At 46.8% G+C, this 23,103-nt stretch carries 29 protein-coding genes and 1 tRNA gene; 26 read left to right on the forward strand and 4 right to left on the reverse strand.

All coding sequences use genetic code 11. The annotated features are described in order from the left end of the window. The first annotated feature begins 14 nt into the window (after positions 1–14). From hisD to tatC, 13 genes are all read left to right on the forward strand, one after another. Positions 15–1,328: a histidinol dehydrogenase gene (hisD, locus tag H8K32_RS13310; RefSeq protein ID WP_186913033.1), complete on the forward strand. Its 1,314-nt coding sequence runs from the start codon at positions 15–17 to the stop codon at positions 1,326–1,328. Between the two features lie 36 nt (positions 1,329–1,364). Further along, complete coding sequence (locus H8K32_RS13315; protein WP_186913133.1) at positions 1,365–2,150, forward strand: DNA-methyltransferase; 786 nt, start codon at positions 1,365–1,367, stop codon at positions 2,148–2,150. Positions 2,151–2,249: 99 nt separating this feature from the next. Continuing rightward, positions 2,250–3,353, forward strand: a complete 1,104-nt coding sequence (gene hisC / locus H8K32_RS13320; RefSeq protein WP_186913034.1) for a histidinol-phosphate transaminase — start codon at positions 2,250–2,252, stop codon at positions 3,351–3,353. Continuing rightward, positions 3,350–3,952, forward strand: coding sequence for an imidazoleglycerol-phosphate dehydratase HisB (gene hisB, locus H8K32_RS13325; protein ID WP_186913035.1), 603 nt, complete (start codon positions 3,350–3,352; stop codon positions 3,950–3,952). The genes hisC and hisB overlap by 4 nt, the downstream gene beginning before the upstream one ends. A gap of 72 nt (positions 3,953–4,024) precedes the next feature. After that, complete coding sequence (gene hisH / locus H8K32_RS13330; protein ID WP_186913134.1) at positions 4,025–4,663, forward strand: imidazole glycerol phosphate synthase subunit HisH; 639 nt, start codon at positions 4,025–4,027, stop codon at positions 4,661–4,663. Between the two features lie 105 nt (positions 4,664–4,768). Then, the gene (gene hisA / locus H8K32_RS13335; protein ID WP_186913036.1) at positions 4,769–5,569 is read left to right on the forward strand and encodes a 1-(5-phosphoribosyl)-5-[(5-phosphoribosylamino)methylideneamino]imidazole-4-carboxamide isomerase; all 801 of its coding nucleotides are present in this window, start codon (positions 4,769–4,771) and stop codon (positions 5,567–5,569) included. Continuing rightward, positions 5,566–6,330: an imidazole glycerol phosphate synthase subunit HisF gene (gene hisF, locus H8K32_RS13340; RefSeq protein ID WP_186913037.1), complete on the forward strand. Its 765-nt coding sequence runs from the start codon at positions 5,566–5,568 to the stop codon at positions 6,328–6,330. Before hisA ends, hisF begins: the two co-directional genes overlap by 4 nt. Beyond that, positions 6,327–6,728 (forward strand): phosphoribosyl-AMP cyclohydrolase, encoded by a 402-nt coding sequence (gene hisI, locus H8K32_RS13345; protein WP_186913038.1) that lies wholly within the window; start codon positions 6,327–6,329, stop codon positions 6,726–6,728. Before hisF ends, hisI begins: the two co-directional genes overlap by 4 nt. Next, entirely contained in the window at positions 6,725–7,075 is a 351-nt protein-coding gene (locus H8K32_RS13350) for a phosphoribosyl-ATP diphosphatase (protein WP_186913039.1), read from the forward strand. The genes hisI and H8K32_RS13350 overlap by 4 nt, the downstream gene beginning before the upstream one ends. Before the next feature lie 55 nt (positions 7,076–7,130). Further along, a complete protein-coding gene (locus tag H8K32_RS13355; RefSeq protein WP_186913040.1) occupies positions 7,131–7,502 on the forward strand; it encodes an HIT domain-containing protein in 372 nt (123 codons plus the stop codon). Positions 7,503–7,552: 50 nt separating this feature from the next. Further along, positions 7,553–7,768, forward strand: coding sequence for a Sec-independent protein translocase subunit TatA (gene tatA / locus H8K32_RS13360; RefSeq protein WP_186913041.1), 216 nt, complete (start codon positions 7,553–7,555; stop codon positions 7,766–7,768). Positions 7,769–7,822: 54 nt separating this feature from the next. Then, on the forward strand, positions 7,823–8,320 hold the full coding sequence (gene tatB / locus H8K32_RS13365) for a Sec-independent protein translocase protein TatB (RefSeq protein ID WP_186913042.1): 498 nt from the start codon (positions 7,823–7,825) through the stop codon (positions 8,318–8,320). A 56-nt stretch (positions 8,321–8,376) separates the two neighbouring features. Next, a complete protein-coding gene (gene tatC / locus H8K32_RS13370) occupies positions 8,377–9,138 on the forward strand; it encodes a twin-arginine translocase subunit TatC (RefSeq protein WP_186913043.1) in 762 nt (253 codons plus the stop codon). A 91-nt stretch (positions 9,139–9,229) separates the two neighbouring features. Here the strand turns inward: tatC and H8K32_RS13375 are convergent, their stop codons facing one another. Together H8K32_RS13375 and H8K32_RS13380 are read right to left on the reverse strand one after the other, a co-directional pair. Then, positions 9,230–9,898 carry a DUF2461 domain-containing protein gene (locus H8K32_RS13375; protein ID WP_186913044.1) on the reverse strand — a complete coding sequence of 223 codons (669 nt, stop codon included), beginning with the start codon at positions 9,896–9,898 and terminating at the stop codon, positions 9,230–9,232. 6 nt (positions 9,899–9,904) lie between these two features. Further along, a complete protein-coding gene (locus tag H8K32_RS13380; protein WP_186913045.1) occupies positions 9,905–11,068 on the reverse strand; it encodes a Do family serine endopeptidase in 1,164 nt (387 codons plus the stop codon). Positions 11,069–11,078: 10 nt separating this feature from the next. On the opposite strand from H8K32_RS13380, the gene H8K32_RS13385 reads away from it, so the two are divergent. Further along, positions 11,079–11,846, forward strand: coding sequence for a Nif3-like dinuclear metal center hexameric protein (locus tag H8K32_RS13385; RefSeq protein WP_186913046.1), 768 nt, complete (start codon positions 11,079–11,081; stop codon positions 11,844–11,846). Positions 11,847–11,912: 66 nt separating this feature from the next. Here the strand turns inward: H8K32_RS13385 and mscL are convergent, their stop codons facing one another. Continuing rightward, a complete protein-coding gene (gene mscL / locus H8K32_RS13390) occupies positions 11,913–12,332 on the reverse strand; it encodes a large conductance mechanosensitive channel protein MscL (protein WP_281388552.1) in 420 nt (139 codons plus the stop codon). A 319-nt stretch (positions 12,333–12,651) separates the two neighbouring features. On the opposite strand from mscL, the gene petA reads away from it, so the two are divergent. The 6 genes from petA to H8K32_RS13420 all read left to right on the forward strand — a co-directional run bounded on the left by petA (position 12,652) and on the right by H8K32_RS13420 (position 16,977). After that, entirely contained in the window at positions 12,652–13,266 is a 615-nt protein-coding gene (gene petA, locus H8K32_RS13395; RefSeq protein WP_186913047.1) for a ubiquinol-cytochrome c reductase iron-sulfur subunit, read from the forward strand. Continuing rightward, positions 13,266–14,678 carry a cytochrome b N-terminal domain-containing protein gene (locus H8K32_RS13400; RefSeq protein WP_186913136.1) on the forward strand — a complete coding sequence of 471 codons (1,413 nt, stop codon included), beginning with the start codon at positions 13,266–13,268 and terminating at the stop codon, positions 14,676–14,678. Before petA ends, H8K32_RS13400 begins: the two co-directional genes overlap by 1 nt. Before the next feature lie 25 nt (positions 14,679–14,703). After that, complete coding sequence (locus H8K32_RS13405) at positions 14,704–15,468, forward strand: cytochrome c1 (RefSeq protein WP_186913048.1); 765 nt, start codon at positions 14,704–14,706, stop codon at positions 15,466–15,468. A 153-nt stretch (positions 15,469–15,621) separates the two neighbouring features. Continuing rightward, positions 15,622–16,233: a glutathione S-transferase N-terminal domain-containing protein gene (locus tag H8K32_RS13410; protein WP_186913049.1), complete on the forward strand. Its 612-nt coding sequence runs from the start codon at positions 15,622–15,624 to the stop codon at positions 16,231–16,233. A gap of 130 nt (positions 16,234–16,363) precedes the next feature. Further along, on the forward strand, positions 16,364–16,843 hold the full coding sequence (locus H8K32_RS13415) for a ClpXP protease specificity-enhancing factor (RefSeq protein ID WP_186913050.1): 480 nt from the start codon (positions 16,364–16,366) through the stop codon (positions 16,841–16,843). A 58-nt stretch (positions 16,844–16,901) separates the two neighbouring features. Next, a tRNA-Thr gene (locus H8K32_RS13420) sits at positions 16,902–16,977 on the forward strand. A gap of 51 nt (positions 16,978–17,028) precedes the next feature. Here H8K32_RS13420 and H8K32_RS13425 read toward each other — a convergent pair. Further along, entirely contained in the window at positions 17,029–17,205 is a 177-nt protein-coding gene (locus tag H8K32_RS13425; protein ID WP_417851977.1) for a tyrosine-type recombinase/integrase, read from the reverse strand. Between the two features lie 135 nt (positions 17,206–17,340). On the opposite strand from H8K32_RS13425, the gene H8K32_RS13430 reads away from it, so the two are divergent. The 6 genes from H8K32_RS13430 (at position 17,341) to H8K32_RS13455 (ending at position 23,103) form a co-directional block, all read left to right on the forward strand. After that, positions 17,341–17,937: a hypothetical protein gene (locus tag H8K32_RS13430; RefSeq protein WP_186913051.1), complete on the forward strand. Its 597-nt coding sequence runs from the start codon at positions 17,341–17,343 to the stop codon at positions 17,935–17,937. Between the two features lie 48 nt (positions 17,938–17,985). Continuing rightward, complete coding sequence (locus H8K32_RS13435) at positions 17,986–18,555, forward strand: DUF4760 domain-containing protein (protein ID WP_186913052.1); 570 nt, start codon at positions 17,986–17,988, stop codon at positions 18,553–18,555. A gap of 271 nt (positions 18,556–18,826) precedes the next feature. Further along, complete coding sequence (locus tag H8K32_RS13440) at positions 18,827–20,008, forward strand: sterol desaturase family protein (RefSeq protein ID WP_186913137.1); 1,182 nt, start codon at positions 18,827–18,829, stop codon at positions 20,006–20,008. A 19-nt stretch (positions 20,009–20,027) separates the two neighbouring features. Then, on the forward strand, positions 20,028–20,450 hold the full coding sequence (locus H8K32_RS13445) for a hypothetical protein (RefSeq protein ID WP_186913053.1): 423 nt from the start codon (positions 20,028–20,030) through the stop codon (positions 20,448–20,450). Between the two features lie 110 nt (positions 20,451–20,560). Continuing rightward, positions 20,561–21,883 carry a TolC family protein gene (locus tag H8K32_RS13450; protein WP_186913054.1) on the forward strand — a complete coding sequence of 441 codons (1,323 nt, stop codon included), beginning with the start codon at positions 20,561–20,563 and terminating at the stop codon, positions 21,881–21,883. Continuing rightward, positions 21,880–23,103, forward strand: a complete 1,224-nt coding sequence (locus tag H8K32_RS13455) for an efflux RND transporter periplasmic adaptor subunit (protein ID WP_343068004.1) — start codon at positions 21,880–21,882, stop codon at positions 23,101–23,103. The genes H8K32_RS13450 and H8K32_RS13455 overlap by 4 nt, the downstream gene beginning before the upstream one ends.

Below are 23,103 nucleotides of genomic sequence, written 5' to 3' on the forward strand. Positions count from 1 at the left end.
TTCTAGAGATAAGCATGGCTTCACTGATTACCCGCCTCGATTCTGCAGATGCAGATTTTTCTACCAGATTGTCGTCATTGCTGGCATTTGAAGCGAGCGAAGATGAAGCCATCGATCGCGCCGCTGCACAGATATTGGCCAGCGTCAAAGCCAACGGCGATACCGCCGTACTGGAAGCGACTAACCGTTTTGATCGTCTGCAAGCGGCCAGTATCGCTGAGCTTGAATTGTCGCAATCCGAAATGCAGGTAGCGTTGCAATCCTTAAGTCCTGAACGTCGTGCCGCATTAGAAACCGCGGCGCAGCGTGTGCGTGCTTATCACGAAGTGCAAAAACGAGAATGCGGTTCCGGTGGTTTTAGTTATACCGAAGCCGATGGCACGGTCTTGGGACAAAAAGTCACACCTTTAGATCGTGTTGGTATCTATGTGCCTGGTGGCAAGGCGGCTTATCCTTCATCGGTATTGATGAACGCGATTCCGGCGAAAGTCGCTGGCGTGCAAGAAATCATCATGGTGGTGCCGACACCGGATGGTGTTAAAAATCCATTGGTATTGGCTGCTGCCGCAATTGCTGGCGTTGATCGTGTATTTACTATCGGCGGTGCGCAAGCAGTGGGTGCTTTGGCCTACGGCACTGCAACGATCCCGCAAGTCGATAAAATTGTTGGCCCGGGCAATGCTTATGTGGCTGCTTCTAAGCGCCGCGTGTTTGGTACGGTCGGTATCGATATGATTGCCGGACCTTCAGAGATTCTGGTGTTGTGCGATGGCACCACCGATCCTGATTGGGTAGCGATGGATTTGTTCTCGCAAGCTGAGCACGATGAATTGGCGCAATCCATTTTATTATGCCCTGATGAGGCTTATCTGGAAGCGGTTCACGCCAGCATCATTAAACTGTTGCCAGCCATGCCACGTCATGAAGTAATACGTACCTCGTTGGCTAACCGCGGTGCCTTGATCAAGGTGCGCGATATGGATGAAGCCTGCGAAATCGCCAATAGTATCGCTGCTGAACATTTAGAAATCTCTGCTGAAAATCCACAGCAATGGGCAGATAAAATTCGTCATGCAGGTGCGATGTTTTTAGGCCGCTATTCATCCGAAGCGCTGGGTGACTACTGCGCCGGCCCTAATCATGTTTTGCCAACCTCACGTACTGCAAGATTTTCTTCACCGCTTGGTGTGTATGATTTCCAAAAGCGCTCATCGATGATTTTTGTCAGTGAACAAGGTGCGCAAACTTTAGGTAAAGTCGCTGCCGAGCTGGCGTACGGCGAAGGTTTGCAAGCCCATGCCCGTAGCGCTGAACTGCGCCTGAAATGAATACGCTGAAATGAAAATTTCTATGAGTCCATGCGCATGAATGCAGATTGGCGCAATCAGATTTTTTGCGAAGATGCGTTAAATGGCTTAGCGCGGTTGCCTGATGCCAGCATCGATTTATTGCTTGCTGATCCACCGTATGGACTGGGCAAAGATTATGGCAATGATTCCGATAAAATGGAGTCAGCAGCCTATCTGGAATGGATGGCGCAATGGATAGATGCTGCTTTACCTAAGCTCAAAGCAAACGGCAGCCTGTATATCTTTTTGACCTGGCGCTATTCACCTGAGGTATTCGTTTTGCTCAAACAGCGCATGACGATGATGAACGAAATTATCTGGGACAGGCGCGTACCGTCGATGGGGGGCAGCGTGCGTAAGTATTCTTCGGTGCATGACACGATAGGTTTTTTTGTCAAAGCCAAAGATTATTATTTTGATCTGGATGCGATACGGATTCCGTATGATGCCGCTACTAAAAAAGCGCGCAGCCGGAAAATTTTTGAAGGCGCAAAATGGTTGGAGCTAGGCTTCAACCCTAAAGATGTCTGGAGTGTTTCACGCTTGCATCGAGAGCATGCCGAACGTGAAGAACACCCAACCCAAAAACCGCTCGAAATTATCGAACGTATGATCAAGGCCTCTTGCCCACCAGGCGGCGTGGTACTTGATCCCTTTATGGGCAGCGGAACCACCGCCGTCGCAGCAAAACGTTGTGGGCGTGATTTTGTCGGTTTTGAGTTAAATCCCGATTATTGCGCGATGATAGAGAAACGCCTGAGTTTGCACCCAAATATTGCGCCAGCAGTGGCGCTTGCATAAAACAATGTAGGGGGGGAGTATGCAGTGTTGACTGCATATCGCCAGCTAAACTTATAGGCTTTCCGTTTTTGATATGCCGTACTGCCTGGAGTATATGGAATGAGTAGCAGCAACGTAACGAATTTAACGACGCTAACGAATATTATTCGCCCTGAAATCGCCAGTCTGTCGGCGTATCACGTGCCGGATTCTGCCGGTTTTGTGAAACTCGACGCAATGGAAAACCCTTTTGTGTTGCCATCAGAATTGCAGCAAGACTTAGCGCATCATTTGGCACAGGTCGCGATGAATCGCTACCCTGTTCCTTCTTATACGAATCTCAAAAGCATCATTGCTGAAAAGTTAGGCGTACCAGCCGGACATGAAATTATTGTCGGTAATGGTTCCGACGAATTGATCGCCATGATCTCGGTCGCTTGCGCAAAGCCAGGTGCCAAAGTACTCGCGCCTGTGCCGGGTTTTGTGATGTATGCGATGTCTGCCAAATTTGCGGGGCTGGAATTTATCGGCGTTCCTTTGAATGCGGATTTCACACTCAATAAAAACGCCATGCTGGCAGCGATTGCCGAACATCAGCCTGCGATCACCTATCTTGCCTATCCGAACAATCCAACCGGCACCTTGTATGATGCGGATGACATGGTTGAGATTTTGCACGCCGTAGGCAATACCGGCGTTGTGGTCGTTGATGAAGCTTACCAACCGTTTGCGCAAACGAGTTTTATGTCACGACTGGCAGAGTTTGATAATCTTGTCGTGATGCGCACCGTGTCCAAGCTTGGGCTGGCAGGAATACGTTTGGGTTATATGGCGGGCAACAATGCTTTGATGAATGAATTTGAAAAAGTGCGCCCACCCTACAATATCAATGTCTTAACACAAGCAGCGGCAGAATTTGTTTTACAAAGAGTTGAAGTGCTGGATGCACAGGCAGCCGCATTACGCGCGCAGCGTAGTCAGTTAGCAGCAGCCTTGAGCGCGATGTCTGGCGTGCAAGTATTTCCCTCGGCAGCAAATTTTTTGCTGATACGTGTTGCAAACGCTGAACAAGTCTTTGTCAAATTGTTGAATCACAAAATTTTAGTTAAAAATGTGGGTAAAATGCATACTCTGCTAGAGAACTGTCTCCGTATCACCGTCAGTACTCAGGAAGAGAATGATTTATTTCTTGCTGCGTTTGCAGCTTCTATGTCATCAAAATGAATAACTCAACTCAACGCATTGCGGCGGTTACCCGCAATACCAACGAAACACAAATTCGTGTTGCCATCAATCTGGATGGCACCGGTCAACAAAAGCTCAATACTGGCGTGCCATTTCTGGATCACATGCTGGATCAGATTGCCCGTCATGGTCTGATTGACCTTGATATCGAAGCCGTCGGTGATTTGCATATTGATGCGCACCATACGGTAGAGGACGTTGGTATTACCTTGGGACAAGCGTTTGCCAAAGCCATGGGTGATAAAAAAGGCATACGTCGCTATGGTCATGCGTATGTTCCTTTGGATGAAGCGCTGTCGCGCGTCGTTGTCGATTTTTCTGGTCGCCCTGGTCTTGAATACCATATTCCATTTACCCGCGCCATGATTGGTGGTTTTGACGTTGATTTGACGCGCGAATTCTTTCAGGGCTTTGTGAATCACGCATTGGTGACATTGCACATCGATAATTTGCGTGGCGACAACGCCCACCATCAATGCGAAACCGTGTTTAAAGCCTTTGGCCGTGCTTTGCGCATGGCAACAGAGCTTGATGCCCGCGCTGCTGGTACTATTCCATCTACTAAGGGTAGTCTTTAATTTGTGTTTTCAGACTCTGTCACAACATAATCATGAAGCTTGGATGGTAAGGTTGATGCGGGGTAAATTATGATGAATAAAATTGTTGTTGTTGATTACGGTATGGGAAATTTGCGCTCAGTAGCGCAAGCCCTGCGCGCCGTCGCGCCTGAGGCCAATGTACTGATTTCCGGCGAAGTCGCCGACATTCAAAGCGCTGATCGCATTGTTTTGCCTGGTCAGGGTGCAATGCCAGATTGCATGAGCAGTTTGCGCGACTCCGGTGTCCAAGAAGCGGTTTTGGATGCTGCGCGGAACAAACCACTGTTTGGCGTGTGTGTCGGTGAGCAAATGTTGTTTGATCTGAGTGAAGAAGGCAATACACCAGGCTTAGGCTTATTGCCTGGTAAGGTAGTGCGTTTCAGACTCGATGGTCAGCTGCAGGCCGATGGCTCACGTTTTAAAGTCCCGCAAATGGGATGGAACCGCGTGCAACAATCGCGGTCTCACGCTTTGTGGCAAGATATACCTGACGAGGCGTATTTTTACTTTGTGCATAGCTACTTTGCGCAGTCTGAAAATGCGCAGCATACGGTAGGCATCACCGATTACGGTCATCCATTCGCTTGTGCAGTGGCGCGCGACAATATTTTTGCCACGCAATTCCATCCTGAAAAGAGTGCCCAGGCTGGCTTGCAACTGTATAAAAACTTTGTACACTGGAATCCCTGATCGAAGTTTTGCGCCTTAGCTGGCGCAGCATTTGTATTTTTTTGAATCACATTTGGCTTTTTTGATTTTTTACTGTCTTTTAGACGCTTATATTTCTTTTACATCATGTTGCTCATCCCTGCTATCGACCTGAAAGATGGTCACTGCGTACGCCTCAAACAAGGTGATATGGACCAAGCCACCGTGTTTTCTGAAGATCCGGCTGAAACCGCTCGCCATTGGCTCAAGCAAGGCGCACGTCGCCTGCATCTGGTTGATCTGAATGGCGCATTTGCTGGCAAGCCAAAAAATGAAGCGGCAGTGAAGGCAATTATTCAGGCTGTGCGTGACTACGCCGAAGAAACTGATACCGAAGAAATTCCGGTGCAGTTAGGTGGTGGGATTCGTGATCTTGATACTATCGAGCGTTATCTGGATGACGGCTTGTCATACATCATTATTGGTACAGCCGCGGTCAAAAACCCAGGCTTCCTGGCAGATGCATGTAGCGCATTTCCTGGTCAGATCATCGTCGGTATTGATGCCAAAGATGGCAAAGTAGCGACCGATGGTTGGAGCAAATTGTCCGGCCATGAAGTGATCGACCTCGCGCAAAAATTTGAAGGTTATGGCGTTGAGGCAATTATTTATACTGATATTGGCCGCGACGGCATGATGGGTGGCGTGAATATTGAGGCGACTGTCAAATTGGCGCAAGCGGTCAGTATTCCCGTGATTGCTTCTGGCGGTGTGCATAATTTGGCCGACGTTGAAGCCTTGTGTGAAGTACAAGGTGAAGGCATCGAAGGCGTGATCTGCGGTCGTTCAATTTATGAAGGCACACTGGACCTGTTGACGGCGCAAGATCGTGCAGACGAACTGAGCGACGACGCTACCGAGTACTATTCCGAAGAAGAAGCCGAATGAGTTTAGCTAAACGCATTATTCCTTGCCTTGATGTAACGGCTGGTCGCGTGGTGAAGGGAATAAATTTTCAAGAATTGCGCGATGCTGGTGATCCTGTCGAAATTGCGCGTCGTTACGATGCGCAAGGTGCCGATGAAATCACATTTTTGGATATCACCGCCTCATCCGATGGACGCGATCTGATTTTGCCGATCATTGAAGCGGTCGCTTCGCAGGTATTTATTCCATTGACGGTCGGTGGCGGTGTTCGCACCGTGGCTGATGTGCGCCGCTTATTGAATGCAGGTGCCGACAAAGTGGGTATCAATACGTCTGCCGTGACCAATCCACAACTGGTCGCGGACGCTGCATCGAAATACGGTTCACAATGCATTGTGGTTGCCATTGATGCCAAAAATGTCGCACCAGGAAAATGGGAAGTCTTTACCCATGGTGGACGTAATGCAACAGGTTTGGATGCCGTTGAATGGGCGCAAAACATGGCCCGCCTTGGCGCTGGCGAGATTTTGCTGACCAGCATGGACAAAGATGGCACCCGTTCTGGTTTTGATTTAGGACTTACACGTGCGATCTCAGACGCCGTGTCTATTCCGGTTATTGCATCAGGCGGCGTTGGTAGTTTGCAAGATTTGGCCGATGGGATAAAAATAGGTGGGGCTGACGCTGTCTTGGCGGCCAGTATTTTTCATTATGGTCAACATACGGTTGGCGAAGCAAAGCAATTTATGGCAGCGCAACATATTCCTATGAGGTTGGTATGAGTGCCGCTAAGTGGTTAAATAAAGTGAAGTGGGACGATCAAGGTCTGGTGCCTGTGATCGCACAAGAGGCCAGTAGCAACGATGTGTTAATGTTTGCCTGGATGAATCGCGAAGCCCTGTCCAGAACAGTGGAATTGGGTGAAGCCGTGTACTGGAGCCGTTCGCGCAAGAAATTGTGGCACAAAGGCGAAGAATCCGGTCACGTACAAAAGGTCAAAGAAATTCGCCTCGATTGCGATGAGGATGTCGTTTTGCTGAAAATAGAGCAAACCGACAGCATCGCTTGTCACACAGGTCGCCATTCGTGTTTTTTTCAAAAATTTGAAGGTAGCCTCAATGATGGTGATTGGCAAGCCGTTGACCCCGTGCTGAAAGACCCGGAAAGCATTTATAAATGAGCGCTACTCAAGAACAAGTTTTGCAGCGACTGGCAGAAATCATCGAAAGTCGCAAGCTCGCCAATGGTGGTGACCCAGACAAATCGTATGTCGCGCGCTTATTTGCCAAAGGCGATGATGCGATTCTGAAAAAAATCGGCGAAGAAGCAACCGAAACCGTGATGGCTGCTAAAGACGCACGCGTCTCGGGTGATCATTCTAAGGTCTTGTACGAATGTGCTGATTTGTGGTTTCATTCGCTTGTCATGTTAGCCCAGTATGATCTGCGCCCGCAGCAAGTATTGGATGAGTTAGCGCGACGTGAAGGCCTTTCTGGTCTGGAAGAAAAAGCCTCTCGATCAGAATAGCAGCCTGAGCCAAGCTAAATGAGTTGTTTCTTTGCTTATTGAAAACGGATAAAACGTGGATAATTGCATTTTCTGTAAAATTGCGGCTAAGCAAATTCCTTCGTCTATTGTTTACGAAGATGATGAATTGCTGGCGTTTAAAGATATTAATCCGGCAGCGCCTGTGCATTTACTGGTAATCCCGAAAATCCATCTGGATACCTTGTCTTCTGCACAAGCTGAACATCAGGCGGTTTTAGGAAAAATGCTGGCGCTCGCCCCCAAATTGGCGTCAGATCACGGTTGTGCACCCATTCAGCAGGCGGATGGTCGCTATAACGGCGGCTACAAAACCTTGATTAATACGGGCGCGGACGGTGGACAAGAGGTGTATCATTTGCATATGCACGTCATTGGCGGCTCTCAACCGTGGCGTGGACAACGCTAATTAAATTTTGATGAGAGCATTGCTTTCATTAGCATCAACAGGAGTACATCATGGGTTCATTTAGTGGTTTGCATTGGCTGGTGGTTCTGGTCATTGTGATTTTGGTATTCGGCACCAAAAAGTTGGGCAATATCGGTAGCGATCTTGGCAAAGCAGTCAAAGGCTTTAAGGACGGCATTAAGGGTGAAGAAGAAAAAGCACCTGTTGCGCAAGCCAATGCTGAAAAAACCATTGATGTTGACGCCAAAGAAAAATCCAAACAGTGATTTGTTCAAAGGTGCTTTTCAGTGTTCCCGGTGCTTATCTAGCGGATAAACACGATGATTGATTTAGGTATCAGCAAACTCGCCCTGATTGGTGTGGTTGCCTTAATCGTGATCGGTCCGGAAAAACTGCCGCGCGTTGCCCGCATGGCAGGCACGTTGCTGGGGCGCGCGCAACGCTACATCAACGATGTCAAAGCAGAAGTCAGTAAAGAAATAGAGCTCGACGAATTGCGCAAGATGCAAAAAGACGTGCAGGAAGCTGCGCACAATGTTGAACAATCGGTGTCGCAATCATGGAATGAAACGACCGATGAATTGCGTACGATAGGACAAGAAAATTCTATTTCGTCTTCGACCTATAGCAATTCCTGTGTCAGTACCGAGCAACTGGCGCGTAAGGCAAAAGAGTTTCGCCGCAAAAAACTGGCTAAAACTTCTGCCATTCCAAGCTGGTACAAAAATCGCCACGGTCAGCGCAATCACATTGTTTCAGGTTCCGCACGCATGGCGCGCCACCGCGCTAAATCGCGCGCGCCTGTCAGTTTCTATTAATTCCATTTGATGTCACAGTCTATGTCCCAGCGTTCTCTTTTTTGGGTGGTATTCGCATGAGCGATAAAATTGAACCCGGCGTTGAGGAAAGTTTTATTTCCCACCTGGTTGAATTGCGTGATCGTCTGGTCAAGGCCTGCTATGGCTTGGCCATTGCCACCGCATTGTTGATGTTATGGCCAGGGCCTTCTGCGATTTATGATTTTCTGGCGCAGCCTATGGTCGACTCTTTACCGGTCGGTTCGCAAATGATTGCAACTGGTGTGATTTCGCCTTTTATGGTGCCAATGAAAGTTACCATGTTGCTGGCGGTTTTACTGGCATTGCCGTGGATACTGTATCAAGTGTGGGCGTTCATTGCGCCGGGCTTGTATGCGCATGAAAAGCGTCTAATCGCCCCGCTGGTGATTTCGTCATCGATACTATTTTTGACTGGTGTGGCATTTTGTTATTTCATCGTTTTCAGCCGCGTTTTTAAGTTTATCAATGCGTTTTCACCAACCTCTATCCACATGGCACCGGATATCGAAAATTATCTGGATTTTATTATGTCCATGTGTCTCGCCTTTGGCGTGACGTTTGAAGTACCAGTGGTGGTGGTGGTACTGGTTCGTATGGGCATCGTTTCTGTTGAGAAGCTCAAGGCGATTCGTCCGTATGTAATCGTTGGCGCATTTGTGATCGCCGCGATTGTGACGCCACCCGATCTGGTCAGTCAGTTCTCACTGGCGCTGCCGATGTGGCTGTTGTATGAGCTGGGTTTGGTGATTGCGCCGCTCTTCGTGCGCGTGACGCAGGCGCCAGATACGGTCGACTAAAAGCCATTGTTTGACAGGTTTCAGTGAATAAAAAAGAGGCGGGGTGTCATCGGACATCCCGCCTCTTTTTTATATTTGATCGCTGATGAACTTAAGCACCGCGCAACCATTGTACGAGCGGCAGAGCGCTTTGATACGCTTTGAGCAAAGTCTGCTTAACCTCATCGCTGCCCAGACCTTGATAAGGGCATTCAGTCCACACCATGAAGTTTTTGAGCTTCAGGTATTCAATGTGCTTAAGATCGGCGTCATAGCCTTTTGGTGGGCGTTTGAGCTTACCTTCTTCTTGTAGTTCACCAAACGTTTGCTTTAACTTTTTATCTTTGAGCAGTTTTTCAAAGCCAGCTTCATCATTGATGATTTGTTCACGGATCGCTTTTAAACGGTCAGCAGGCGGCATATATTCGCCGCAGGCAAAGAATAGTCTGCCGTTGGCATCCAGTTGAAAGTAGTAGGCCGGGCCGCCGCCTTCACTGGGTTTTTTGCGACCGCTAGGCAGAATCGAGGAGGAAAACGTGGTTTTGTATGGCGATTTGTCGTGCCCAAAACGCACATCACGATTAATTCGAAACAGCGCTTTTTTAGGTTCGCAGCCGGTAATAGCAGCATCAAATTTTTGAATACCGGTGATTAGCTCTGTCACCAGTTGCAAAAATTCGGCACGCAAAATATCGTAACGTGGTTTGTTCATCACAAACCACGCACGATTATTGTTTTCGGATAGCTCCGACAAGAACGCTTGCAGATCAATCAGATGCATTTTGTTTTATTCTTCACGACGTGATGGTGGACGTTTGCCTATCAATACTTGCAAGGTAGGTTCTTGATTGTTTCTTAAAACAGTAATTTTGGCTTTATTGCCAGGCGTGAGTTGCGCCACTAAATTAAACATCTCCAGCGTTCCATTGACCGGCTTACCATCGATGGAGACCAGAATGTCACCAGGCTTCATGCCTGCTTTATCTGCTGGGCCACCACGGATTACGCCAGCGATGATCGCGCCAGATTTTTGTTTGATGCCAAAACTTTCAGCTAATTCAGGCGTGATTTCCTGTGGTTCTACACCGATCCAGCCGCGTACCACCTGACCCTGGCTAATGATCGATTCCATCACCGATTTCACCGTGGAAATCGGTGTTGCAAAGCCTATGCCTACCGAGCCACCTGTTTGTGAATAAATTGCGGTATTGATGCCGAGTAAGTTACCGTTAATATCGACCAAAGCACCACCCGAGTTACCAGGATTGATCGCTGCATCTGTCTGAATAAAATTCTGAAACGCATTTTCAGTCAGATTGTTACGTCCTAACGCTGAAACTATACCCATCGTCACGGTCTGACCGACGCCAAATGGGTTACCGATGGCAAGAACCACATCGCCGACCTGGGCGTCGTCAGGATGCCCCAGAGTGATTGCTGGCAGATCAGGAAGATTAATTTTGATGACTGCCAGATCAGTTTCCGGATCCGTTCCGACGACTTTTGCTGCCGCTGAACGTCCGTCGGCGAGGGCAACATCAATTTCATCTGCGGATTCAACCACATGGTTGTTGGTCAGGATATAGCCTTCCGAGCTGACAATGACCCCCGAGCCCAGACTGGACTGGCGTTCTGATTTCTGACCTTGGTCGCCGAAAAAGCGTCGTAGACTAGGATCATTCAATAACGGGTTGCGCGAACGCTGGACTTCTTTTGAAGTGTAGATATTCACCACGGAAGGCATCGCTTTTTGTGCTGCCTTGCGATAACTACTTTGCGCTGCAATGTTGTTTGCAGGCGCTTCTTTGAGGTTTAGAGTGGGTGACAGGCCTGGCACGTGACTATTATTCAAGGCATTATTGGCCCAGTCAGGTTTGAGGGTGGTTAAAATAAACCAGATCGCCAGACCAACTGTCACAGTCTGGGCAAATAATAACCAAAGACGTCGCATAAGGTGAATGATGAGTAAAAAATTGGTAAATAGGGATCAACTTGCAAAATTTCTAGAGTTGGAATTGCAAGTAACACGTGTCCGTGATTATTGCCCAAATGGCTTGCAGGTGGAAGGGCGAAATGAGATTAGCTGTATTGTGACTGGCGTTACTGCCAGTATTGCCTTGCTCGAAGCCGCCATTGAACTGCGTGCCGATGCCATTATGGTACATCATGGTTACTTTTGGCGCGGCGAGGATATGCGCGTCATTGGTCACAAGCAACGTCGCCTCAAGCTCTTATTGCAAAACGATATTTCCTTATTTGGTTATCACTTGCCATTAGATATGCATCCGCGGATCGGTAACAATGCACAACTTGCGCAGGTTTTAGGTTTGCGTGCCACGGGACGTTTTGGTGAGGATGACCTGGGATGGCTCGGGGAAATTGAGGCGCCGGGGATGGTAACGATGGCAGATCTGGCAGACCATGTCGCTTTAAGTCTGGGCAGAAAACCTTTGTTGATTGGTGATGGTGCACAAAAAATAGGCAAAATAGCGTGGTGTACCGGTGCTGCACATAACATGTTAGATCAGGCAATTACTGCTGGTGCCAGTGTGTACCTCAGTGGGGAAATTTCTGAACCTACTGTACATCTCGCGCGTGAAGCGAGTGTTGCCTACCTCGCTTGTGGTCATCATGCGACAGAGCGTTATGGGATCAAGGCGCTGGGGGAGTTGGTTGCGCAAGAGTTTGGCATCGAACACCATTTCATTGATATCGATAATCCAGTCTGATGTCTGGTTTGCAGCCATTGAATCGGGTGAATCAGTGGCTGCTCCTGGTAAGAATGCAGTGCGACTTTATTTTTTCAGGGAATCTCGAATTTCTCTGAGTAAGATGACGTCTTCTGGTGTTGGCGCTGGTGCAGGCGCGGGTGCTGGTTCTTCATTACGCAGTTTATTGACCAGTCTGACCATTTGAAAAATCACAAAAGCCAGGATAATAAAATTGACCGTTACGGTAATGAAATTACCATACGCCAAGACGCCACCGGCTTTTTTAGCTTCAATCAAAGTCAGTTGTGCGCTTTGACCATTCAGTGGCAGGTAGTAGTTGGAAAAATCCAGGCCGCCAAATAATTTACCAATAACAGGCATGACAACGTCGCCGACTAAAGAGTCAACAATTTTGCCAAATGCACCGCCGATGATGACACCCACAGCCAAATCGACTACATTTCCCTTTGTGGCAAAGGTTTTGAATTCTTGCATCATGCTCATTGATGGTCTCCGTAAAAATTAATGGCAAATGTGCCGTTCGATCAATTGTCCATATTTTAATGCGCAAATCGTTGAATTTGCCGCTATAGTTTGTCAATTATCTTTACAGAAAATCACTGATTTTTCACATTTAGCACATAAAATCACGTGCCAATATGAACTATGTCAAATAGTGACGGTTTTGTAAAAATAAAGGGAAAGTGTTGCTGTTTTGGGTAGTATTTGCTTTAAAACCATATCTCGCTACTTTATAATTTAATGTTGCTAGATGCGGGTTTGAACTTCATCAAGTTTCGATTTTTGACAGATTGGGGTTGGTATGAGTAATGAAAAGCAGGTCGATTCCGGCCGTCGCGGTTTGCTCGTCGCCACTTGCGCGGCGGGTGGTGTGGCAGGATTGGCAACGGCTGGGGCGCTAGTCAGCACTTTCCAGCCATCAGAGCGTGCAAAAGCAGCTGGCGCTCCGGTGGAAGTAGATATCTCCGCTCTAAAGCCAGGTGAAATGACCACTGTTGAGTGGCGTGGTAAACCTGTATGGATTTTAAAACGGACGCCAGAAATGTTGGCCAGTCTGCCAAAAACAGAAGATAAGGTGGCTGATCCAGAGTCTAAAAAACCTTACACCATGGAGTTACCTGAGTATTGCGATAAGCAAACCCGTTCGCGTAAAGAGCACTCAGATTTGTTAATTGCCGTAGGTATTTGTTCTCACCTCGGTTGCTCGCCTAGTTCAAAATTCCAAGCCGGCGCACAACCTTCGCTGCCAGATGACTGGCAAGGTGGTTTTTTGTGCCCATGCCACGGTTCGACTTTCGATCTGGCCGGTCGTGTGTATAAAAACAAACCAGCACCGCAAAATCTGGATGTGCCACGTCACATGTTTTTATCGGATACCAAAATTATCATCGGTAAAGATGAGAAAGGCGAGGCGTAATCATGGCGTTTGTTGAAAAAAAGCTTCCAGCTGATGCACCCGTTGTCGATAAAGCCCTTAATTGGGTCGACTCCCGTTTTCCACTGACTAAACTGTGGAACGATCAATGGGGTAAATACTACGCACCTAAGAATTTTAATTTCTGGTACATCTTTGGCTCACTGGCCATGTTGGTGTTGGTCATTCAGATCGTTACCGGTATTTTCCTGGTCATGCACTACAAGCCTGATGCAACATTGGCTTTCGCATCGGTTGAATACATCATGCGTGACGTGCCTTGGGGTTGGTTAGTGCGCTACATGCACTCGACTGGCGCCTCGGCCTTCTTCATCGTGATTTATCTGCATATGGCACGTGCATTTATGTATGGCTCTTATCGCAAACCACGTGAGTTGATCTGGTTGTTTGGCTTCGCGATTTTCTTGTGCCTGATGGCTGAAGCCTTCTTCGGTTACTTGTTGCCTTGGGGTCAGATGTCATACTGGGGTGCGCAGGTTATCGTTAACTTGTTTGGTGCGATTCCATTCATTGGCCCAGATCTGTCTTTGTGGATCCGTGGTGACTATGTTGTTTCTGATGCGACACTGAACCGTTTCTTCTCGTTCCACGTGATTGCCATTCCTTTGGTATTGCTGGGTCTGGTTGCCGCGCATCTGATCGCTTTGCATGAAGTGGGTTCGAACAATCCAGACGGTATTGAGATCAAAGAAAACTTAGGCCCTGATGGTCATCCTGTTGATGGTGTTCCTTCACATCCTTACTACACTTTCCACGATATTTTTGGCGTGACAGTGTTCCTGACCTTGTTCAGTGCTGTGATCTTCTTTGCGCCAGAAATGGGCGGTTACTTCCTGGAATACAATAACTTTATTCCGGCAGACTCACTGAAGACCCCTCCACACATTGCGCCGACCTGGTACTTCACGCCGTTCTACTCGATTTTGCGTGCCACCACTTCAGAGTTTTTGTTCGTAGCGCAGGCTGGTATTGCGGCCTACGTAGCATTGATCTACCTGACTACAAAATTACCGCAGACCATCAAATTTGCGATAGCTGGCTTGGGGTTGGTCGTGATAGCAGGCATGATGCCTGGCGCATTGGATGCGAAATTCTGGGGTGTGGTGTTGTTTGGTGGCTCCGTCGTTATCCTGGCCTTCTTGCCTTGGATTGATCTGTCACCAGTAAAATCCATACGCTATCGTCCTGATTGGCACAAATTGGTGTATATCGTATTTGCGATTACTTTCGTGACTCTCGGTTATCTGGGGGTACAACCACCATCACCAATTCGTGAACGTATCTCTCAGGTTTGCGCAGTCATCTACTTCAGCTTCTTCCTGTTGATGCCTTGGTGGAGTGCGATGGGTACCTTTAAAACAGTACCGAAGCGTGTAACTTTTACGCCACATTGAGCAAATTAAGCGAGGAAGAATAAGCATGAAATTACTTAAAAAACTGATCGCGACTCTGGCTTTCGTTCCGGCTTTGGTGATGGCAAATGAAGGAGGTTTTCCTTTAGATCACGCACCGGATCGATCCACAGATATGGCTGCTTTACAAAATGGCGCTAAATTGTTTATCAATTATTGCTTGAACTGCCATTCTGCTTCAGCGATGCGTTACAACCGTCTGCGTGACATTGGCTTGACTGAAGATCAAATCAAAACCAATTTGTTGTTCACTGGTGAAAAAGTCGGTGATCTGATGAAAACCACCATGGCACCGAAAGATGCCAAGGCCTGGTTTGGTGCGGTTCCACCAGATTTGTCAGTGATCGCCCGTGCCAAAGCATCAGAAGCAGGCTCCGGTGCCGACTGGCTCTACACTTATCTGCGTACTTACTACAAAGACGAGTCTCGTCCGACTGGCTGGAATAACATGGTCTTCCCTAACGTTGGCATGCCGCATGTGTTGTGGCAATTGCAAGGTGTTCGTACCGCAAAGTTTGTCGAAGAGAAAGATCCGCATGATGAATCTAAGTCTGTTCACAAGTTTGACGGCTTCGAAAAAGTTTCCGATGGGACATTAACTACAGCAGAATATGACAACGCAGTGGGTGATCTGGTAGCATATCTACAGTGGATGGGTGAACCAGCACAATCAACTCGCAAGCGTTTAGGTGCTATAGTTGTGATATTCATGGCGTTTTTAGCGACACTTGCATGGCGTTTGAATGCGTCCTACTGGAAGGAAGTTAAGTAAAAGCAATGTTTCTGTCTTGCGAAATGAGTTAAATAACAAGTCAGAATTTTCTCAGATCGCCCGTTTTTCTCCGTCGTAAACGGGCGAGTAATCCCTAGGGTGAGGTGCGCAAAATTGGCACCTCGCCCTGATCGTTTTTAAGGAACTATAAAAATGATGGTTCTCTACTCGGGCACAACTTGCCCATTTTCTCAACGCTGCCGTTTGGTATTGTTTGAAAAAGGTATGGATTTTGAAATCCGTGATGTTGATTTATTCAACAAACCTGAAGATATTTCGACCATGAATCCATATGGTCAGGTGCCAATTTTGGTTGAACGCGAATTGATATTGTATGAATCCAATATTATCAATGAATACATTGACGAGCGTTTCCCACATCCACAATTGATGCCTGCTGATCCATTGCAACGCGCACGTGCACGTTTGATGCTGTTCAATTTTGAAAAAGAATTGTTCGTTCACGTTCATACTTTAGAAAACGACAAAAATACCAGCTCCGCGAAGGTTCAGGACAAAGCACGCGCAGAAATTCGTGATCGTCTGACACAATTAGCGCCTTTGTTCATCAAGAACAAATACATGCTGGGTGATGAGTTCTCTATGTTAGACGTGGCGGTTGCGCCGTTGTTATGGCGTTTGGATCACTACGGTATTGAGTTGTCTAAAACAGCAGCACCTATCATGAAGTACGCAGAACGTATTTTCTCCCGTCCTGCTTACATCGAAGCATTGACGCCATCTGAAAAAGTAATGCGTCGTTAATCTGCTTGTTTAAATGAGCAGATTGATCCTTGCAGGTCATAGCACGAGGCTGACTAGTTGCATCAGGTCAGCCTTGTTGTTTTCTGAACTGCAATCTATGCTTAATTATTTATACGTTTGAGTATCTCTTATGCAAGAAACATCTACTAAGCCCTATTTCATGCGTGCCATTTACGAATGGTGCACAGATAACGGCTACACCCCCTACATGGCAGTCAAAGTTGGTGGTGCAGCGCAAGTACCGATGGAATTTGTACGCAATGGCGAAATTGTCCTCAATATCAGCTTTGGTGCCACCAGCGGCCTCAAAATGGATAATGAAGCAGTGACATTCAAAGCCCGCTTCGGTGGTGTTTCGCGCGAAATCTATGTACCTGTCGCCAACGTGATCGCGGTCTACGCCAGCGAAAATGGCCAGGGTATGGCATTTGAACTGGAACTCGGCGAACCCGTTTCCGAAGAGGAAGATACCCCGCCGCCAGTCGAAGAAAAGACCAAACCTAGCCTTGGTTTAGCCGCCGTAAGTTCCGGTTCTGGCAGTGTCACAAATACAAATTCTGAAAAAGATCAAAAAAAATCAGAAAAGCCCTCGCTAAAAATAATAAAGTAGACTATAATCTTGGTCTTCGGAAGTGCTTGAGCAATCAAGTGCAGACGATAAGATTTCCGCCGGCTTAGCTCACTTGGTAGAGCAGTTGACTTGTAATCATCAGGTAGCCAGTTCGATTCCGGCAGCCGGCACCAGTAAGACTAAGGGCTCACAGCAATGTGAGCCCTTTTTTATTTCCGAAACTGTCAACCAAGTGTCAACCGAGAAAGCGGGTTTAATACCCTAACTTCTTGAAGATGCTCTGGGCTTAGGTGCGCATATATCATTGTCGTTTTCAAATCTCTATGGCCTAAGACTTTCTGCAAGGTCAAAATATTCCCTCCATTCATTACGAAGTGACTAGCAAAAGTGTGCCGAAGCACATGTTATAGCGTTCTTTGGACAAGTTTATTTGCGAAATAATTATAGAAAAACTTTTACTAATTCAAATAAAAAGATTTAACTTTTTTGCATATAATTAATTTACCTTAATATGAAAAATTAGGCTAAGGAGCTCAATGCTTACGCCCGAAAATCTTATCCGAATAAGCGATTTGGTAATACCTTATAGATTAAGAGCTATCGCTTTCGGAAAAACTGCGATTTCTCTTGAAAAAAAATATACCATCAATGAGGTGGTTGAATTGAACATTGGTATTCAGGCAAATTCTAAATATCATGGATTTCTTGGGGATTTCACTCAGCCGGTAGTGTCTTGCGCTATTTTGCATAGTAGATGCTTACTTGAGTTTCTCGGTTTGGCATTAGATCATAGCGCTAAACAACTTAATGTGAAGGCTTCAAATAGAGCACGTAAAGAAAGCGATATTGGTATTGAACATTTCTTTAATCGTGATGGCGTGAGTTTGCAGAAACTCAGCCCCAAATCGGCAGTTGAAATTTTGGATAGAGCGGATGATTTTAACGTTCTGACCCAGGCTTGGGGCAAAACCTTTGCCGCAGCCCATCAGCGATTGGCACATTCAACAAATGATGAATTGCTTGGTGGTGAACATGCTGGTGAAGCATTTGAATTAGCGTTTGATTCAATACCTGAACTTGTGCTTCGAGCTTTTTATGACGCAAGTGGAAAACAGCGTCCAAATTTAGTTTGATTCAGACCTAAATTGTCATAAAAAAGTAAAAATTAATTTGAGGAATGTATGTTTACGGATTTGAACTCATTGTCTACATGGGGAAGTATAGGTGCCGCGTTTTTTGCTTTTTGCACTGTAATTGTTTCAGTTTGCCAAATTAAAGCAAATAATCGTGTCGCAAATGCTTCAATTGAATCACAAAAAGAGATGACGAGGCTAAATTTGACAATGCAATTTATTGACAAATACGATAGCCCTCATATCAGAGAAAAAAGAAGAGAATTAGCGAAGCATTTAATGCAGGAGAGGGAATATGGCCGTGTAAATAAGACAGGTATATATATTGCCGGCGTTGAATATGTCATTGATATTTTGGAATCGGTAGGTATTTTGTATCAACGTGGTTGGTTAGATAATTCGCTTGTCTACAATTCATTCTCATATCCTGTCATGCAATGGTGGTACGCATTAGAAGGTTACATAATTGAGGGAAGGGATGCCGGTATTGCTGAGTATTACGATAAATTTCAATTTTTAGCTCAAACATTCATCAATCGCGAGGAAGCGCAAAGAATGATGACTGTAGAGAGTAAGGACAAAGAATTAAGTGAATTCTTACAATCTGAAATCTCATAATTTTGAAGAAAATATTTGTAGACTCTTTATTAACGGCCAGTTCTCTAAACTCGGTCGTGTAAGCTTTTTTTGATACCCTGTTCATCATTTGTCTTTCCAAAGTTACGTTTATTTTACGTCACCTTTGGGGAACTAAATTTCGGGGTAAGCTCGGTTCTGCCACTTCGACTGACAGCTTCAGGGCATGAGTTTATAGAAGCGCTATCTAATAAAGAAGGGGGGGCACATGGATAAGAAATCTGCAGCAAAGCTAAAACGAAATTTCAAACACATGGCAACAGCAGTGGCAAATGCTCCGCTGGTTGTGGCGCATGAAGTGGTCGAGGAAACGACGCATATGCTTCATGCCGATGGCGAGCTTAAGCCTGGAAGTGGTCTTGCAAGTGGTGTTTTCGCGCTGGCCTTGGCGATTTTATGCTTTTTAGGCGTGCTGGCATTTCATTTCCCACAATATTTAACGACGCCAGAACTCAGGGTCAAATACAACGTGACTGTGATACGGCAGGTGATGTTCGTGGCTTTGATCATTTCAGGTAGTTGGTCGCTGGCAAATGTCGCCAGAAACCGTAGCCGTGGTGTCAATTGTGCAGCGCTTTTTTTGGTGTTGGCGACGGTGGCGTTGGGTGGCTCGCGCGTGCCGGTCGGGGATTTTGCAGATGGCACGCCTTATCTCGGGCTCGATTGGCTGATTCTGGATTTGCTTGGATCGTCGATTATCTTCATCGTTTTGGAGAAGGCATTCCCACTCTATATAGGGCAAGCGATATTCAGAAAAGCGTGGCAGAACGATTTGGTTCATTTTGTGGTGAACCATTTACTGATTGGCTTCATGCTGTTAGTTGTGAATTATCTGATACATAACGTATTTGGCTGGATGGTGAGACATGAGGTGCAAGAATTTGTCAGCGCGATCTGGTTTGTTCCTCAACTTTTACTTGCCGTGTTTGTGGCTGATTTTGTGGAGTATTGGGCTCACAGGGCATACCATGAGGTGCCTTTCCTGTGGAAATTCCATGCGGTGCATCACTCTTCGGAGGTTATGGATTGGATCGCAGGCAGCCGCTTGCACATGTTTGAAATCATCGCGACGCGTGTCGTTATCCTCGGTGCTTTGTATGTCGTGGGTTTTACCAAACCAGTGTTGGACGCCTACATTATTGTTGTAGGTTTTCAGGCGGTGTTTAATCATGCCAATGTCCACATCAATTGGGGACCGCTACGTAAGGTGTTCGTAACGCCAGATTTTCATCATTGGCATCATTCGTCGGATGACGAGGCGATCGACAAAAATTATGCAGCGCACTTCGCGTTTATTGATTGGATGTTTGGAACGGCGGTGGATTCCGAGAAGCAGTTCCCAGAAAAATATGGGGTCGTGGGCGACTATGTTCCGATTGGTTTTCTCAAGCAACAAGCTTTTCCTTTTAAGTCACTTCCGAAGGCGGATTCTTAAGGCATGAATAACAAGCGCAATGTTACTGATACTTCGCCAGATCATTGCGCGTGAAATCGGTCGTGATACAATCCGCCACATGACACGTCGATTCCTGTTTCTGTTGATAAGCATCGTGGCCTTTCAGTTCATCTGGAATGCCGCGTCAGCCTATTGCGAACATGAAACAGGCAAGCCTGCACAGCACTTTGGGCACCATGCGCATGAGATGGATGCCGACGAGAGTTTTTCTATCTCTAAAGTGGACCCCAAGTCTGCGACGAAATCCATTCCGCATATGCATTGCTCGCTCTGCGCACATGGCATCGTGTTTCTAGATGAGCCTGCTGTTCACGCTTTCGGTATTTTGTTGCTAGGATATGCTGCTGTCGCAACAGATCCCGGACTCCCTTCTAATTACAAATCCCCCCCAGAACGCCCTCAGTGGTCGCTGCCGGTTTAACTCCGGTGGCAATGTTCGGTCTCTCTCGCTGATTCTGCGCCCAGGCATACTCTGCCGGGCGTAAGCCTTGCCGCTGGATTTTCTTCGTATTTTATTTTTCGGAGTTATCTATGCAATCCATACATTTTGTCTTTGCAGCTGCATTGCTGATGCAGTTGTTACCTCATGCTCGTGCCTATGCAACTGAGCAAGAAAAAAAAGCTTCTCATTTTAATGATCAGGCCGGTGCCAGCATTACCAGTGATTTATTAACGTTAAACCAGGCTATTTTATTGGCGCTGGAATCGAACCCCGAGCTAAGATCGGCGCAGCAAAGCGTTGATATCGCGAATGGTGTACGTGAACAAGCAGGTGCTTTTCCTAATCCTGAAATTTCTGTATTGAAAGAAGGGTTACAAAAATCGACGAGTACACAAACCATTCAATTGAGCCAGACGCTGGAGCTTGGCGGGAAGCGACAAGCCAGAATTAATGTCGCTGAGCAGGAGCGTCAATTAGCGACTAATCATGTCACGATCAGCCGTGCTGAGTTACGTGCAGAAGTGGTTGCTGCTTATCTGGAGGCACTCAATGCAAGCGAACGGGCGAATCTTGTCAGCGCATCCTTAGAGCTCGGCCAAAAAGCCAGCAATGCTGCAGCGAAGCGATTACTTGCTGGCAAAATCTCGCCGTTAGAACAAAAACGTTCTGACATTGCGGAAGCGAATGTGCGATTAGAGTTTGTACAAGCAAATGTCGAGCTAAAGCACGCCAGACGTCGCTTAGCGGCATTGTTGGGACGCTCTGGTGACCTGACAGAGACGCTTGTCATGCCTGAATTTGAATTGGCTGAAATTCCTTCACTTCACGACCTCAAAGCCCGCCTCGATACCTCGCCGCAGTTGCGGCAAGCACGTAACCAGATCGCGCGTGAGGAGGCACAGCTCAAATTGGAACGTGCCCTCCAAATGCCTGATGTAACCGTGGTGATCGGTAATAAGAAGGATGGTGAGACAGGCCGTTCGCAGAATGTGGTCGGTATATCCGTCCCCTTACCATTATTTAATCGCAACCAAGGTAACGTGCTGTCCGCCCTCAATCGTGTCGAGAAAGCAAAAACCACTGTTGAAATTGAGTACCTGCGTATGAGTCAGCAATTAGCAGATGCTTACGAACGTGCGCAAGTATCCGGGCGCCAGATATCAGCCATCCGTCAGGACATCTTACCTGCCGCACAAGCTGCATTTGATGCTGCAGTGAAGGGATTTGAATTGGGTAAATTTAATTTCCTGGATGTACTTGATGCACAACGAACTCTTTTTCAAAGCCGCACCCAGTATTTACGCGCCGTGTCTGATCGCTATCGTTCGATTGCAGAAATGCAGCGCTATGTCAGTGTTGAAGGTATTGAGTCGGGTGAAAATTTTTTCCTGAATGGGAGGAATAAAAAATGAAGATGAACAAAAATTTCAATCAAAAAATGATCATTATTTATGTCGTGCTTGCCATCGTCATGATCATTGCAGCGACCATGTTCTGGAATAAAAAAACGACTGCAAAGGCGGATGAAAATACAGTACAAAATGCGGCCAAACAAAAATCAGATCATACAAAAAAAGCCAACGATGAAGCAGAAGAAGCAGACGATGATGTAATCCACATGGATCAGCAGCAAATGCAAACTGCCAATATACAGATCGCTCAATCAGCACCGGCAAGTATCACCAACACCATCACATTGCCAGGAGAAATCCGATTCAATGAGGATCGTACTGCGCATATTGTTCCACGATTATCTGGTGTTGCTGAATCGGTTTCCGCTGATCTGGGGCAAAGGGTTAAAAAAGGACAAGTCCTCGCCGTCATTTCTAGCCCTGAGTTAGCAGAATTACGCAGCACATCGATGGCAGCGCAAAAACGTCTTTCTTTAGCACGGTTAACTTATGAACGTGAGAAGAAGCTCTGGCAAGATAAAATCTCCGCAGAGCAGGATTATTTGCAGGCACAGCAGGCCTATCGTGAAGCTGAAATTAACGCGCAAACCAGCAAGTCTACATTGTCTGCGCTCAATGCGGATGACACTGAAGGAAAACTGAATCGCTATGTGTTGCGTGCGCCTTTTGACGGCATCGTGATTGAAAAACACATCGCGCTAGGTGAAGCGGTCAAAGAGGACGCCAATGTCTTTCTTATCTCGGATCTGTCCAGCGTCTGGGTTGAGGTGGTACTCACCCCCAAAGACCTTGAAAGCGCACGGATTGGCGACGAAGTCACTATCCGATCTACTTCTACAAACTTATCTGCGGTTGGAAAAATTAACTATATCGGCAATCTCTTAGGTGAACAGACGCGCACGGCAAAGGCACGTGTTGTCATCACTAATCCAAACCTTGCCTGGAGACCTGGCTTGTTTGTGAACGTTGCTTTGAGCCATGGAAAAAAAGATCTCGCGGTAACAGTGCAATCTGATGCTATCCAAACGCTCGAGGGAAAAACCGTTGTCTTCATCAAAGTTCCCAATGGCTTTAAGGCGCGAGTGGTTACCACTGGCGTCAGTGATGGCAAGTTGACTGAAATTCTGGATGGCATGCCGATTGATGTTTCTTATGCGGCGGCGGGTAGTTTTGTGGTGAAAGCCGAGGCAGGAAAGGAAAGTGCTGAACATGCGCATTAA

The organism is Cognatundibacterium jejuense (assembly GCF_014284255.1).
Lineage (GTDB): Bacteria > Pseudomonadota > Gammaproteobacteria > Burkholderiales > Burkholderiaceae_D > Undibacterium > Undibacterium jejuense.

Bases quoted from the DNA above. Each gene is read 5' to 3' on its own strand.
- H8K32_RS13430 (WP_186913051.1), top strand. From the start codon at position 17,341: ATGCTTACGCCCGAAAATCTTATCCGAATAAGCGATTTGGTAATACCT.
- H8K32_RS13415 (WP_186913050.1), top strand. From the start codon at position 16,364: ATGCAAGAAACATCTACTAAGCCCTATTTCATGCGTGCCATTTACGAA.
- H8K32_RS13435 (WP_186913052.1), top strand. From the start codon at position 17,986: ATGTTTACGGATTTGAACTCATTGTCTACATGGGGAAGTATAGGTGCC.
- H8K32_RS13315 (WP_186913133.1), top strand. From the start codon at position 1,365: ATGAATGCAGATTGGCGCAATCAGATTTTTTGCGAAGATGCGTTAAAT.
- tatA (WP_186913041.1), top strand. From the start codon at position 7,553: ATGGGTTCATTTAGTGGTTTGCATTGGCTGGTGGTTCTGGTCATTGTG.
- petA (WP_186913047.1), top strand. From the start codon at position 12,652: ATGAGTAATGAAAAGCAGGTCGATTCCGGCCGTCGCGGTTTGCTCGTC.
- hisF (WP_186913037.1), top strand. From the start codon at position 5,566: ATGAGTTTAGCTAAACGCATTATTCCTTGCCTTGATGTAACGGCTGGT.
- H8K32_RS13350 (WP_186913039.1), top strand. From the start codon at position 6,725: ATGAGCGCTACTCAAGAACAAGTTTTGCAGCGACTGGCAGAAATCATC.
- H8K32_RS13445 (WP_186913053.1), top strand. From the start codon at position 20,028: ATGTTACTGATACTTCGCCAGATCATTGCGCGTGAAATCGGTCGTGAT.
- hisA (WP_186913036.1), top strand. From the start codon at position 4,769: ATGTTGCTCATCCCTGCTATCGACCTGAAAGATGGTCACTGCGTACGC.
- mscL (WP_281388552.1), bottom strand. From the start codon at position 12,332: ATGAGCATGATGCAAGAATTCAAAACCTTTGCCACAAAGGGAAATGTA.
- tatB (WP_186913042.1), top strand. From the start codon at position 7,823: ATGATTGATTTAGGTATCAGCAAACTCGCCCTGATTGGTGTGGTTGCC.
- hisH (WP_186913134.1), top strand. From the start codon at position 4,025: ATGAATAAAATTGTTGTTGTTGATTACGGTATGGGAAATTTGCGCTCA.
- hisC (WP_186913034.1), top strand. From the start codon at position 2,250: ATGAGTAGCAGCAACGTAACGAATTTAACGACGCTAACGAATATTATT.
- H8K32_RS13385 (WP_186913046.1), top strand. From the start codon at position 11,079: ATGAGTAAAAAATTGGTAAATAGGGATCAACTTGCAAAATTTCTAGAG.
- hisD (WP_186913033.1), top strand. From the start codon at position 15: ATGGCTTCACTGATTACCCGCCTCGATTCTGCAGATGCAGATTTTTCT.
- hisI (WP_186913038.1), top strand. From the start codon at position 6,327: ATGAGTGCCGCTAAGTGGTTAAATAAAGTGAAGTGGGACGATCAAGGT.
- tatC (WP_186913043.1), top strand. From the start codon at position 8,377: ATGAGCGATAAAATTGAACCCGGCGTTGAGGAAAGTTTTATTTCCCAC.
- H8K32_RS13375 (WP_186913044.1), bottom strand. From the start codon at position 9,898: ATGCATCTGATTGATCTGCAAGCGTTCTTGTCGGAGCTATCCGAAAAC.
- H8K32_RS13440 (WP_186913137.1), top strand. From the start codon at position 18,827: ATGGCAACAGCAGTGGCAAATGCTCCGCTGGTTGTGGCGCATGAAGTG.
- hisB (WP_186913035.1), top strand. From the start codon at position 3,350: ATGAATAACTCAACTCAACGCATTGCGGCGGTTACCCGCAATACCAAC.
- H8K32_RS13410 (WP_186913049.1), top strand. From the start codon at position 15,622: ATGATGGTTCTCTACTCGGGCACAACTTGCCCATTTTCTCAACGCTGC.
- H8K32_RS13380 (WP_186913045.1), bottom strand. From the start codon at position 11,068: ATGCGACGTCTTTGGTTATTATTTGCCCAGACTGTGACAGTTGGTCTG.
- H8K32_RS13450 (WP_186913054.1), top strand. From the start codon at position 20,561: ATGCAATCCATACATTTTGTCTTTGCAGCTGCATTGCTGATGCAGTTG.
- H8K32_RS13405 (WP_186913048.1), top strand. From the start codon at position 14,704: ATGAAATTACTTAAAAAACTGATCGCGACTCTGGCTTTCGTTCCGGCT.
- H8K32_RS13455 (WP_343068004.1), top strand. From the start codon at position 21,880: ATGAAGATGAACAAAAATTTCAATCAAAAAATGATCATTATTTATGTC.